Annotated in this window: 10 protein-coding genes; 7 read left to right on the top strand and 3 right to left on the bottom strand. The window is 68.7% G+C overall.

Features of this window, described 5'->3' with window-relative positions:
- The first annotated feature begins 789 nt into the window (after nucleotides 1–789).
- Genes HET64_RS15180 through HET64_RS15170 form a run of 3 tightly spaced genes read left to right on the top strand, consistent with a single transcriptional unit; the run spans nucleotide 790 to nucleotide 3,404 of the window.
- Nucleotides 790–1,761: an ATP-binding cassette domain-containing protein gene (locus tag HET64_RS15180; RefSeq protein WP_215105794.1), complete on the top strand. Its 972-nt coding sequence runs from the start codon at nucleotides 790–792 to the stop codon at nucleotides 1,759–1,761.
- Nucleotides 1,758–2,597, top strand: coding sequence for an ABC-2 family transporter protein (locus tag HET64_RS15175; protein WP_215105792.1), 840 nt, complete (start codon nucleotides 1,758–1,760; stop codon nucleotides 2,595–2,597). Before HET64_RS15180 ends, HET64_RS15175 begins: the two co-directional genes overlap by 4 nt.
- Before the next feature lie 6 nt (nucleotides 2,598–2,603).
- Nucleotides 2,604–3,404 carry an ABC transporter permease gene (locus HET64_RS15170; RefSeq protein WP_215105790.1) on the top strand — a complete coding sequence of 267 codons (801 nt, stop codon included), beginning with the start codon at nucleotides 2,604–2,606 and terminating at the stop codon, nucleotides 3,402–3,404.
- Nucleotides 3,405–3,851: 447 nt separating this feature from the next.
- Here the strand turns inward: HET64_RS15170 and HET64_RS15165 are convergent, their stop codons facing one another.
- Complete coding sequence (locus tag HET64_RS15165) at nucleotides 3,852–4,562, bottom strand: tectonin domain-containing protein (protein ID WP_215105788.1); 711 nt, start codon at nucleotides 4,560–4,562, stop codon at nucleotides 3,852–3,854.
- Between the two features lie 538 nt (nucleotides 4,563–5,100).
- Between HET64_RS15165 and HET64_RS39005 the strand changes: the two genes are divergently transcribed.
- Together HET64_RS39005 and HET64_RS15155 are read left to right on the top strand one after the other, a co-directional pair.
- The gene (locus HET64_RS39005) at nucleotides 5,101–5,238 is read left to right on the top strand and encodes a hypothetical protein (protein ID WP_251145339.1); all 138 of its coding nucleotides are present in this window, start codon (nucleotides 5,101–5,103) and stop codon (nucleotides 5,236–5,238) included.
- Between the two features lie 601 nt (nucleotides 5,239–5,839).
- Nucleotides 5,840–6,505, top strand: coding sequence for a hypothetical protein (locus tag HET64_RS15155; protein ID WP_308370062.1), 666 nt, complete (start codon nucleotides 5,840–5,842; stop codon nucleotides 6,503–6,505).
- Between the two features lie 915 nt (nucleotides 6,506–7,420).
- Here HET64_RS15155 and HET64_RS15150 read toward each other — a convergent pair.
- Complete coding sequence (locus HET64_RS15150) at nucleotides 7,421–7,996, bottom strand: hypothetical protein (RefSeq protein WP_215105785.1); 576 nt, start codon at nucleotides 7,994–7,996, stop codon at nucleotides 7,421–7,423.
- 448 nt (nucleotides 7,997–8,444) lie between these two features.
- On the opposite strand from HET64_RS15150, the gene HET64_RS15145 reads away from it, so the two are divergent.
- Complete coding sequence (locus HET64_RS15145) at nucleotides 8,445–9,035, top strand: TetR/AcrR family transcriptional regulator (protein ID WP_215105783.1); 591 nt, start codon at nucleotides 8,445–8,447, stop codon at nucleotides 9,033–9,035.
- A gap of 13 nt (nucleotides 9,036–9,048) precedes the next feature.
- Here the strand turns inward: HET64_RS15145 and HET64_RS15140 are convergent, their stop codons facing one another.
- On the bottom strand, nucleotides 9,049–10,068 hold the full coding sequence (locus HET64_RS15140) for an SMP-30/gluconolactonase/LRE family protein (RefSeq protein ID WP_215105781.1): 1,020 nt from the start codon (nucleotides 10,066–10,068) through the stop codon (nucleotides 9,049–9,051).
- Nucleotides 10,069–10,262: 194 nt separating this feature from the next.
- Between HET64_RS15140 and HET64_RS15135 the strand changes: the two genes are divergently transcribed.
- Complete coding sequence (locus HET64_RS15135) at nucleotides 10,263–12,071, top strand: NAD(P)/FAD-dependent oxidoreductase (RefSeq protein WP_215105779.1); 1,809 nt, start codon at nucleotides 10,263–10,265, stop codon at nucleotides 12,069–12,071.
- Nucleotides 12,072–12,079 lie beyond the last annotated feature (8 nt).

Here is a 12,079-nt window from a genome sequence, read left to right as displayed (position 1 = left end):
GTGTGAGGCAACCAGGAACGGCTCGCCGGGAAGGCCACACCTTCCCGGTCAGAACCTGGCAGCCCGAATGCAGGCGCGGTCGGAGCAGAGCGTGGTCTCCAGCACGATGGACCGGCCGACTGCGCCGCAGTCCTCTCGGACACCGTCGAAACCCGTGGCTCCGCACACGAAGCAGACCGGAGTCCCGGCAACCGGGAAGCAGGCGACGGGTGTGCAGATGACGGCGAGCCCGTTGCGCCACTGACACCGGTGGAGGCCCTCTCCCTCTCCCCCGGGACACCCTGGCAAGACCGCTCAAGGGAAACCTTCGGCTACGGCACGGGGCCGGGATCCGGGCACAGGCGGAGCGGCATCTCCAGCAAGAGGTACGCGCACTCCCGAGGCGGTCTCGCACGCCAGGGCACAGCCCTCTCCCCCGTTGGCCCGACGCCGTTCACCGTCGCTCCGCCGGACAGTCCAGCCCAGCGGCAGTCGAAACAGCGCCGGAACCGGCACACATGGCCGCTGAACGCAGCGTCCCGTCGGCCGATCCCGGACCGGGATCCAGATCGGTGACCAGCACACGGGTCAAGGCCCCCGGTGTGGACCCCTACCCCGGCGCATCCCCTCTCCGAACGCCGGTCCGACGAGGCGCGGAACTGCCTCCGGCGGACCGACGGCCCACCGGAGGCCTTCACCCCTGCGCATGAGCACCGGCCGAACCAAAAATGATTGGACTAGACCAAGCCCCTGTGTGCACACTCTCAGACCTTGCCCGACAGGGCCCGGCCCGCTCCAGGAGAGGCATCCATGCCCGTCATCGAGGTAGCAGACCTCGTCAAGGAGTTCAGCCGACCCAAACGGCAGGAGGGCGCCTTCGCGGGCATCCGCACGCTGCTGACACGCGAGCAGACCGTCAAACGTGCGGTCGACGGCGTGAACTTCGAGGTCCAGCAGGGTGAGATGGTCGGCTATCTCGGCCCCAACGGTGCGGGCAAGTCCACCACCATCAAGATGCTCACCGGCATCCTCGTCCCCACATCCGGCACCGTCACGGTCGCCGGCACCACCCCCTGGCGAGACCGGTCCCGCAACGCCCGCCGGATAGGCGTGGTCTTCGGCCAGCGCAGCCAGCTCTGGTGGGACCTTCCCCTGCGCGACTCGCTCTGGCTGATCGGCCGTCTCTACGACGTACCACAGGCCCGGTTCCGCGAGAAGCAGCGGCAGTTCAGCGAGGTGCTCGACCTCGGTCCGTTCCTCGACACCCCCGTCCGCCAGCTCTCCCTTGGCCAAAGGATGCGCGGCGACCTCGCCGCCGCGATGCTCTACGATCCGGACATCCTCTACCTGGACGAGCCGACCGTCGGGCTCGACGTCATCGCCAAGGAACGGATACGCACTTTCGTCGGGGAGCTGAACCGCGCCTCGGGTACCACGGTCGTCCTCACCACCCACGACCTCGACGACGTCGAGGAGCTCTGCGACCGGATCATCCTCATCGACCACGGCAAGGTCGCCTACGACGGCGCGGTGGACGAGCTGAAGGCCCGCTACGCCCCGCACCGCGAACTCGTGGTACAGACCGACCGGCTGGAGAGCGTCGAGGGCGCGGAGGTCGTCCGCCGGGAGGGCGGCAAGGTGTGGCTGCGCTTCGACCCCGTCCGCACACCACCCGCCGAACTGGTGGCCGCGGTGCTGGCTCAGCACCGGGTGACCGATCTGTCGATCGTGGAACCCGAGCTGGAGAGCGTCATCCACCGGATCTACGCGGACCGCGGATGACCGCCCCGACGGACCGCGCCGCCACGAAGCAGCCACTCGGGGTGCTGCTGCAGGCTCATCTCGCCTGTGCCCGGATGGAGTTCCGCGCCGCCCTCACCTACCGCACCGCCTATCTGTCGTCCTTCGCGATGATGCTCCTCCAGATCTGGTTGCTGACGGTGGTATGGAAGGCCCTCTACGACGGCCGTGAGGAGGTGGACGGGCTCGGCCTCACCACCATGACGGCGTACGCGACGCTGACGACGCTCCAGTACCACCTCGTCAGCCCGTGGCGGTCCTCCCCCATAGACCAGCGGGTACGGGAGGGGAAAGTCGCCGTGGACCTGCTGCGGCCCATCGGCTTCCCCGGGCAGATGCTCGCCGGCCAGCTCGGGTGGGCATCGGCGGCGGTCCCGGTCCTGCTGGTGGCACTGCCGTTCGCGCTGCTGATCGGCGCGGGCCGGGCACCCGCCTCGGCGGCCGCGGGGTTCGCCTACCCCGTGGCGCTGATCGGCGCGCTGCTCGTGAACCAGTTGCTCGGGCTGCTGCTCGGCATGGTGTCCTTCTGGACCCTGGAGGTGAGCGGCGCCCTCATGGCCTACCGCTTCGTCGCGCAGTTCTTCTCCGGGGCCCTGGTCCCGTTGTGGTTCATGCCCGGCCCCGTCAGGGCGGCCGCGGAATGGCTTCCCTTCCAGGCCACCGCGTACACCCCGGCGGCCGTCTACCTGGGCCAGGTCGAGGGTGCCGGCATCGCGGCCGCACTCGGGGTCCAGCTCGCGTGGATCGCCGCCCTCGGAGCACTGGCCGCGTTCGTCTGGTCGCGCGCTCGGCGCCGCGTCCTGTCACAGGGGGGATGAAGGACGATGCGAGGCCCACGTGTCTATCTGCTGCTGGCCGGTGCGGCGTTCCGCGCCGAGTTCCAGTACCGGGGGAACCTGTTCATCAACATCATCGGCGGCCTGTTCTACCAGGGTGTCGGGCTGGCCTTCATCTGGGCGGTGCTGGACCGATTCGGGCAGGTCGGCGGCTGGGGACTGGGAGAGATCGCCTTCCTCTACGGCATAAGGCTCACCGCGCACGGCCTGTGGCTGCTCCCCGGTCACCAGCTGATCCACGTCGACGAGGTCGTCATCGAGGGCGAATACGATCGCTACCTCGTTCGACCGGTGCCGCCGCTGGTCCAGCTCCTCACCCGCAGGGTGCGGCTGAGCTCGCTCGGCGACCTGGCGGGCGGATCGGTTCTCCTGTCCATCGCCTCGGCCTCCGCGCCGGTCGACTGGTCGCCGGGAGCCGTCAGCTTCCTCCTGCTCGCGGTGGTGGGCGGTGCGCTGGTCGAGGGTTCCCTGCAACTGGCCGCCTCCGCACTCGTCTTCAGGATGAAGAGGGTCTCCCCCATCAAGTTCGCCATCGACATGATCTTCAGCGACTTCGGCAACTACCCGCTGAAGATCTTCGGCCCGGTGGCCGGCTTCGGGCTGACCTTCGTCTTCCCGCTCGCCTTCGTCGCCTATCTGCCGGCGACCGTACTGATGGACCGGGAGGAAGAACTCGCCGTGCCGGAATGGCTCGCCTGGGGCGCTCCGGGCATCGGCGTCGTGCTCATGTACACCGCCTACCGCTTCTGGCAACGGCAATCCCGCTACTACGAGAGCAGTGGGCACTGAGCGGACCGCCGGGACCACTTGACGTCTTCCCCACACCGCGATGAAGACCCGTCGACGCGAGCCCCGGGCCCCTCCCCGGCCCGGCGCGCGGGAGGGACGGCTCATCGATGACGGCGCTCGCGTGGGCACCCGTCCGGAGAGAGTCCTCACCCCCCGCGTCGCCAGACCATCGTAGGAGCGCGGACCACCACTCAGAACACGAACAACCTTGCTGCCCGATGGCACGCCGACCGGAGACCGGCGCCTCCCGTGCCCCCAGGACCTGAACACGGTGTGCTGGCGGCCCATCGTGGTGAACCCGCACTGAAGCGGCTCCCGGTGGCGCGGCAGACTCCCAGATTGCGGAGAGTGTGCGCATCCTGCCGATCGCGGGCCCCATCGCCCGCTTGTGCGGGCCCGGACGGTTGAGGTCCGGGCCCGCACGAACAGTTGGGTGGAGGGGTGGTATCAGCTGGGCTGGTCTCCGGTGTACCGGTAGATCTCACCGGCAGTGTTGATATGCCACGCGGTGCCATCGGCACCCGCGGCTACGTCGGTCGCGGTACCAGGAATCCTGATCCACGGGTTGGTGCCGCTGGCGTCGTTGTTGGTGTACCGGTAGATACCGCCGGCCGGGTCGACACCCCACACGTTGGTCCGGGACCCGACCGCGATCCGCTGAAGACTGCCCGCGACGTCCGCCCACGGATCCGAGGGGTCCTGGTCCCCGGTGTACCGGTAGACCCGGTTGCTGCTGTTGACCCCCCATACGGTGCCGTCCGCCCCGGCGCCGATGTCGCTCAGCGCGCCCGGGATCTTGATCCACGGGTTGGCGTCGTGGTTCGTGTACCGGTAGATACCGCCGGCGGAGTCCACACCCCACACGTTGGTCCGGGATCCCGCGTCGATTCGGACCAGGCTGCCGTTGATGCCCAGCCAGTTCGTCGCGCCCTGGTCGCCGGTGTACCGGTAGATCTGGTTGCCCGCGTTGACGCCCCACACCGTGCCGTCCGCCGCCGCACCGATGTCGCTCAGCGCTCCGGGGATGTTGATCCACGGGCTGCCGTCGTAGTTCGTGTAGCGGTAGATCGCATGTGCCGAGTTCACACCCCATACCGTCGTCCTGGACCCCGCCGAGATGGCCGAGAGACTCCCCGCGACCTTCACCCAATCCGCCATGCCTACTTACCTTTCGTCGAACCGGTACCGGCCCTCATCCTTGACGGTTCGGTCGGTCGGCAAAGCCGATGGATGCTTGTCCTAATAACGAACAAGCCAGTAAACCGATGTTTCGACACTCATCGCCCGACAGAGCGGCACCAGAGGCCTTCCAGGCGGCAGCAACTCGGCCTGAAAAGCTGTCCTGCCCCGCGGTGATCGACAGCGGCTCTGACGTGTGCATCCCGCGGAGCGATTCCCTAGTCGGTGCTGTTGAGCTTCATGATCGTGCACTGGCGGAATGAAGCGCTTGGCCGGACGGTTGGGACGGTGCGAGAATGCGATCTCGGCTGGGCGGTGGAGGACGGGGCGCCTGATGACGCAGTGGCGGCTCCTGCGGGGGGACGTAGTGGTCGGTGAGCTACGCGAGTACGGCTGTGATCAGCCGTTCTTCCTGGCGCACTTCACCCCGGGGCCTGGTTGGGAGAGCGTAAGGACGTCTTTCGAGGCGTGGGCGGCCCTCACGGGCTCGGACCCGGATGGGACTCGAACTGCCGCTGTGGTCAAGCCGTTGCAGGAGCTGGAGCTGGAGCTGGAGCTCAGACTGGCTGCGGCCGATGGCCAGCAGCTTCCGTTGCAAGTCTTCAGGAACTGCGTGCTGCGTATCAACGGCTCCGAGGCTCGCCTGCGCTACTGACCCCAGCGGTCGGCACAACCGCTCAAGTCGCCCTGGACAGAACAGTTGGCAAGCCAGTTCCAGCACCCCGTGGGAAAGATCGGCTCGCTTCGCGTCCCTGACGGCCTTCATGGGAGCCGAAGCCCACCACCGGCGACGGCGCGAAAAGTGTTCCGACGGACACTCCGCCGCCCGGCGCAGGATTTTCAACCGGATGCGCGGCCGGCTCTGCCACTGCCGCGAGAAACGCCAGCTGTTTGAGGAATTCGCCGCTTTCCGCCTTCGGGTGAAGGCCTTGGTGCGGCGGCGCATGGGACGGGACCGATCTAGCCGGTGGCGTTCCATCGCGCATGCGCTCGGCGTCGACCTTGCACAACACCGTCACACCCTGCTCGGCCAATGACTCCATGAACCCCACTTCGTCCATCGCATCCCGCTGCCCGCAATCGAGACAGCCAGCACGCCGCACCGGTCTCTTACGGCCCCGGCCTGACCGTTCGGCACCGTGAGGTGTCTACCTCCTCGCCGGCACCCGAGCCGAGCAGCGTGTTCTGGCACGGCCTCTATGCTTGAGTTCTGACCTCAGATCCGGGCGGGGATTCCGTCATGGCATCGTGTGATTGTGCAGATCTCGACGGACGACCAGCCACTGCCTCTGTCCACGTGTTGGTTGTGCTGGATCGCGGTGCCGACCGGCGACCAGGCGGGGGTCATGGCAACCCTGGGTCTCGTCCGGTCGAGGTCCGTGACGTTCGCGGAGGCCGCTGTCGTCATCGAAGACGATGGCCACGGGGGGACCGATGGGCTCGCCCGGGTCTACATAAGTCCTGAGCTCGACGGATGGACGCTGGTGATCGGCCCGTGGTGCGATCCGTGCCACGACGAAACGAGTGACGAGATGCTGCGACTCTGCGCTGATCTCAGCAGCCGGTACGGCCAGGCGCAGGCGTACTACTACGGGATGCAGGGAGACGGGTCGGCCTGGCTCATCGCCGAGGATGGCAACGTGGTGCGGCGGTACCGCGAAACCGGGCTGCCCGACGAAGACGCGCTCTTCACGCTGGGACAGCCGCTCCCACTGGAGAGGTCCCGTCGGGAGGAACTCGGACTCTCGCCGACCTGGGACGAGAGCACCAGAGGCAGTGAGGCCGAGGACGAGTGGAAATGGGGCGGGCACGAGATGGCCCCCGAGATCGCCGCAGCGCTGGGAATCAGTCCGCGCGGACTGACACCACGAACGCCAGTACGCGGCACCGGCCTACTCGCCCACACCCGGCGTATCCACTGAGGAACGCAGCTGGATGTGACCGCTTCCGGGAGTTGCGGAACACCGGTGAGACGGACGGCCGTGCTGCAGGTGTTCCAGAACCCGCGCCAGCCCTCGAGCAGGCTTCGGGCTTGGCCAAAGCGCCAGGTCACAATCCATTCCGGTGGGATGCGAGGTTAGATCTCAAGCTATGACAGTGCCCCGTCAGGTGGCAGAACCGTCCAGTCACTTTGTACCGGAATCATGGAGAAGTTCGACGGCTGGACGAGAAAGCCGTACGTCGCCGGGTGGTTCTGAAGGGCGCATGGTCCAGGTGACTGGGCACACGGAGCAGCGACACAGCCATACACGCTGCTCGGCCGGACGTGTCCACCGCCGTCCTCACCAGTTCCCTCACATGGGTCCGTTCGGCCCGGTCACCGGTTGGGCGCCGCCGCCGGGATCTCGGTGACCTCGAGTGGTCGACGGGGACGGCCCCGGCGCTCGCCGCGTTCTCGTTGTCGGGGAAGCCACCGCGCAAGGCGCCCTTGATGCGCTCCACGTCGAGCCGCCCTGACGGCCCTGGCTGACGGTAGTGGACAGGTCCGGACGGACAACTGCCGAGCCAGGGACCGCTCGACGGGCTCCCTCACCGAAGTCCGCCCAGCGCACCGGGAAGTCGACCGTCTCGATCCGGGCCGGGCCCTCCGGTCCGTATCCGGGTGCCGTCCCAGGCGAGCTCGCGCCCGAGGGGTTGCCGATCCGGGCGTCCCTGTCCAGGGTGAACCGGTCGGAGCCGGTGACGAGGACCCGCTTCACCCGGTGGCTGTGGGCCTCCGGTCAGGTCCGGGTCCGCAGTCGGGGCCAGAAGAGAGACCAGGGCGGCACGGGGTAGGGGCATGGGTTTCGCTGGGCGGCCGGTTCCCGCTTCGTCGAAGCTCGAACCGGCTCAGCCGGCTAGGAGTCGGACGGGGCCGGGGTAGCGGAGGCGGGGCTGTAGAAGACCGAACGCCCCTGCTTGGAACGCTCAAGCTGCCCCTGCGCCACACCCTGCTCCAGCGTGTTGCGCACCACCGGCACCTGAACCGAACGGTCAGGATGCGCCTCGGTGAGCGCGGCTGCGATTTCTGCCGCTGACCTGGGTTCGCTCTGTCCTCCCAGGTAGGCGGCGGTCAGCTCCAGCCACGTCGGCTCTCCTGCCTTCTTGGGCGTGGCCGTCTTCTTGGAGCTCTTGTTCCTGGTGGTGGCAGCCGACTTCCCCGCTGCCGTCCTGCCGTTGGAACGCCGGGCCGCAGGGACCACGGTTCCCTTGGAGCTCTTCCTCTGCTTGGTCGTCTGCTTGGGCGTGCCGCCGAGCACTTCCTGCATCTTCGTCAGAACCTGCTCGCTGTCCTCCAGGCGGACAAGGTCGTCCTGCAGCCGTGCGAGTTCGGTGCGCACACGCTCCTGCTCGCTCCGGGTCGCCGACAGGTCGTCGGCGACCCGCTGGGCGTAGTCTGCCGTGACGCTGGGAGCGGGAAGGTTTCCAGACATGTGGTCCTCGGCTTTCGACGTGGGTGTAGCGACGATGGTACCCACACGAATCAAGCCAAGCCGCCAGTGCGACTGGTGACATGGGCAGCCGTCGACATACTCTCCCCCGCCGGTCGCGGAGTGCGTATGCACCCGTCATATAGGTTCACTCCTTCCGTGAGTGGCCGGAAGTCGGTCCTGCAAGCTCTTCCACGACCGCATCCGGCCCAGCACCCGCACCGGCGAGCCAGGATCTCCGGGCGTTGTCCGTCCGCTGCCCGGCATCGATCGGCCGCTCGAAGGGCTCGCGTATCTGCTGGGCCGGGACTGTCCCGACGACATCCCGGCCATGAAGTGGACCCGGCTCAGGGGCACCCGGAAGAGATCGCGCGCGGAGCTGTCTTCAGACTCCCGGCCGGCACGGTCGTGAGCGGTCAACGGGCGCCTGCACGGCCGGTACGCTGCCGGGGTGACGGAGCACATCGAGCAGGACGGGCGGCGGCCGGCGAACGACGGGCCGAAGGCCGCCGCCCGTAACCGGGCCGCTCTGGTCACCGCCGCCCGGGAGGTCTTCGCCGAGCATGGTCTGGAGGCGCCGCTCTCCGCGATCGCGCGCAGGGCCGGGGTGGGGCAGGGCGTCCTCTACCGGCACTTTCCCGACCGGAGTGCCGCGGTGGCAGCGGTCCTGGAGGAGAACGTGCGGCAGGTCGAACAGGCTGCCGCGGACGAGGACGCCACCTTCGACGCCGTGCTGGGTGTGCTGACGTGGCACCTTGCCGAGTCGGCGGCCTTCATAGGTCTTCTGCACGCCGACCGGGCGGGCGGGCGCTCGGGCATCCGCGCGCACGCCGTTGCCCTGTCCGAGCGGGTGGAGTGTGCTCTGCGCAAACACCTCCCCCGCGGTCATCGGCTGAGTGCCGGGGACGACCTCGTGCTCTCGGTCGCCATGGTCTCCGCCGCGGTCATCGGCCCCACTCGCGAGCAGCGCGAGCACCGGGCGCTGGCCGCCTGGCGGTTGCTCGGCGTCGAGGTGGGGCCGGTGCGGGCCTTCGGCGGCTGAGCCGGGGTCCGGGTCAGCCGCCGTTGGACTGCCGAGTGCCTTCCGCCAGCGCGTCGAAGGCGTACAGGTAGCCCCCGGCGGGACCGCTGACGGTCATGTACGCCTTGGTGCCGCCGGGTGTGATGGCCACGTTGGTCGCCGACTCCAGGCCTTCGGCCCGCGCGGGAAGCTCCACCGTCGCCAGCCGCTCACCGTGCCGGTCGTACACGGCCATGGCTGCCCGGCCGTGCAGCCCCTGGTAGAGGTTGCCGTCCGCGTCCACGGCGATCGAGTCGGTCTGGGCGAGTCCGCCGTCCACGCGGATGGCGGTGTGCCGGGACGTCACCTCGCCCTTCTCGTCGAGGCGCAGATAGGAGATCCGGTTCTCGGTGAGCTCGCTGAACCACAGCCCCCGGTAGTCCGCGTCGAAGGAGATCCCGTTCGGCGCGGCCAGATCCTCGGCCAGGACGGTGGCCCCGCCGCTCTCCCGGTCGATCCGCACCACGCGCCCGTGGGCCTTGCCCTCGGACAGACCGCGTGAGTCGCTGACGTACAGGTTGCCCTCCTGGTCGAAGGCGATGTCGTCGGGGTTCATCCGCGCTCCGTCGACCTCGCCGGAGAAGAAGGTCCGCGGGTCGCCTCCGTCGGGGGCCAGGCTCACGACCTCGCCGTGCGCGAAGTCGCTGAGGTAGAGCCGTCCGTCGTACGGGCTGAACTGTGCGGAGGTATAGGCTCCTTCGCCGTCGGTGTGGACCGCCCGGGACGTCTTCTTCGCGACGTCGACGTGCATGACCTTGGGCTTGCCCTCGGGCGCCGTGACGTCGACGACGATCAGGCCGCCGTCGTCGCCGAACACAGGCCCCTCCAGCAAGGTCATCCCGGTCTCGGCGTGCACCTGGGTCAGCTGCATGACCTTCTGCGCCCGGAGGGTCCTGCCCGCGGAGACCGAGGCCGCCTCGCCCTCCGGGTCGCCGCTCTCCGTACCGCATCCGGTGAGGATCAGCACGCCGATGGTGGCGAGTGAGGAAAGGGACCGGGCCGAAAGTCGCTGCATGGGGGATCACTCTTCCTGTCCAGTGGGCGGGTTCCGAGGGGGGCGGAGTAAGCGGCCTGATGGGAGGGAGAACGCCTGGCCGAATGTCGCTGCCCCTCCCCGGCCTCAACCGGACACTGTTGTCCGGTAGTTGCTACCGTAGCGGACGGCCGCCCGACCGGGGCCGCCCCACCATCCGGATCGAGGAACCCCACATGACGACTCCTCAAGCACCGGCTCCCCACGAGCTCTCCGCACTGAAACAGCGCTACCGACTCGAACGCGAACGGCGTGTGCGTCCCGACGGCGCCGCCCAGTACCGCGACGCCGACGCCGAGTTCGGCTATTACGCGGCGGACCCATACACGGAGGGGCCGGTCGTGCGCGACCCTCTCCACGACACGGTGGACGTCGCCGTGATCGGCGGTGGATTCGGCGGCATCCTCACCGGGTCGCACCTACGGCAGCAGGGCGTCGAGAGCGTCCGGATACTGGAGAAGGGCGGCGATTTTGGCGGCACTTGGTACTGGAACCGGTACCCGGGAGTCCACTGCGACGTCGAGTCCCACGTCTACCTGCCGATGCTCGACGAGACCGGCTATGTCCCGGAGTGGAAGTACGCCCCCGGTGAAGAGATCCGCCGCCACGCGGTGCGGGTCGCACGGAAGTTCGACCTGTACGCGGACGCGTTGTTCTCCACCGGGGTCACCTCGCTGACCTGGGACGAGGCGTCCGAGACATGGATCGTGGCCACGGATCGCGGCGACGCATTCCGGGCCACGTACGTCGTCAACGCCACCGGCACCCTCACCGACCCGAAGCTTCCCGGGATCCCCGGCATCGAGGACTTCGCCGGCCACACGTTCCACACCTCGCGGTGGGACTACGCCTACACCGGCGGCACCCCCCAGGGCGGCATGGCCGGACTCGCGGACAAGCGGGTGGGCATCGTCGGCACCGGGGCCACCGGCATCCAGGTCATCCCGATGCTGGCCGAGGACGCCGCACACCTCTACGTCTTCCAGCGCACCCCCTCCACCGTGGACGTACGCGGCAACCGCCGCACCACCGCCCGGGACGTGGGCGCGGAGCGCGCGGACTGGGCCCGGGGGCGACGGGAGAACTACCTCCGCATCGTCTCCGGCGAGAGCGCCGACCAGGATCTGGTGGCGGACCAGTGGACCGCGTCGGCGGGCCTGCTGGAGAAGCTGCTGCCGAGCTTCCGGCGGCAGGGTGACCGGCAGGCCTTCGAAGCCGCCTACGAGGCCGCCGACGCCGCCAAGATGAACGAACTCCGCGCCCGCGTCGAGCAGACGGTCACGGACCCGCGGACGGCGGAGAAGCTCAAGCCCTGGTACCGCTACGCCTGCAAACGCCCCACCTTCTCCGACCTGTACTACCCGGCGTTCAACCGCGACAACGTCACTCTCGTGGACACCGCGGACACCCACGGCATCGAACGCGTCACCGAGCACGGCGTCACGGTCTCCGGCACCACGTACGAACTCGACTGCCTGATCTTCGCCACCGGGTTCAACGTCGGGACCTCCGGCATCCACTCCGGCAAGCTCCCCGTCCACGGCCGGGGCGGCGTCCAACTGCTGCACAGGTGGGCGCGGCAGGGCCCGCGCACGCTCCACGGCTTCACGAGCAACGGCTTCCCCAACCTCCTGCAGATGGGGCCGCTCCAGAACGCCAGCAGCGTCAACTTCACCCACATCCTGGACGAGCAGGCCATCCACGCCGCCGCCCTCATCGCGGCCGCGGAAGCCGGCGGCGCCCTCATCGAACCCTCACCCGAGATCGAGGACGCCTGGATCGCCGTCCTGGCCGAGGGCGCGCCCGACCACGAGTGGTTCCACGCCGAGTGCACCCCCGGCTACTACAACCGTGAAGGGCGCGGCCGGCCCAACGGTCCCATCGCCTATCCGCACGGGGCCGTCGCCTTTCACGAGCTTCTGGAACGCTGGCGCGACGAGTCCATGGCGGAAGTCCTCCGGAGCAGGACCGTCCATCTCGCCTGACCCGGCTC

Source organism: Streptomyces sp. McG3 (assembly GCF_018619185.1).
GTDB lineage: Bacteria > Actinomycetota > Actinomycetes > Streptomycetales > Streptomycetaceae > Streptomyces.
Note: the sequence above shows the minus strand (reverse complement) of the source record. Positions and strands in the feature narration are given on the sequence as shown.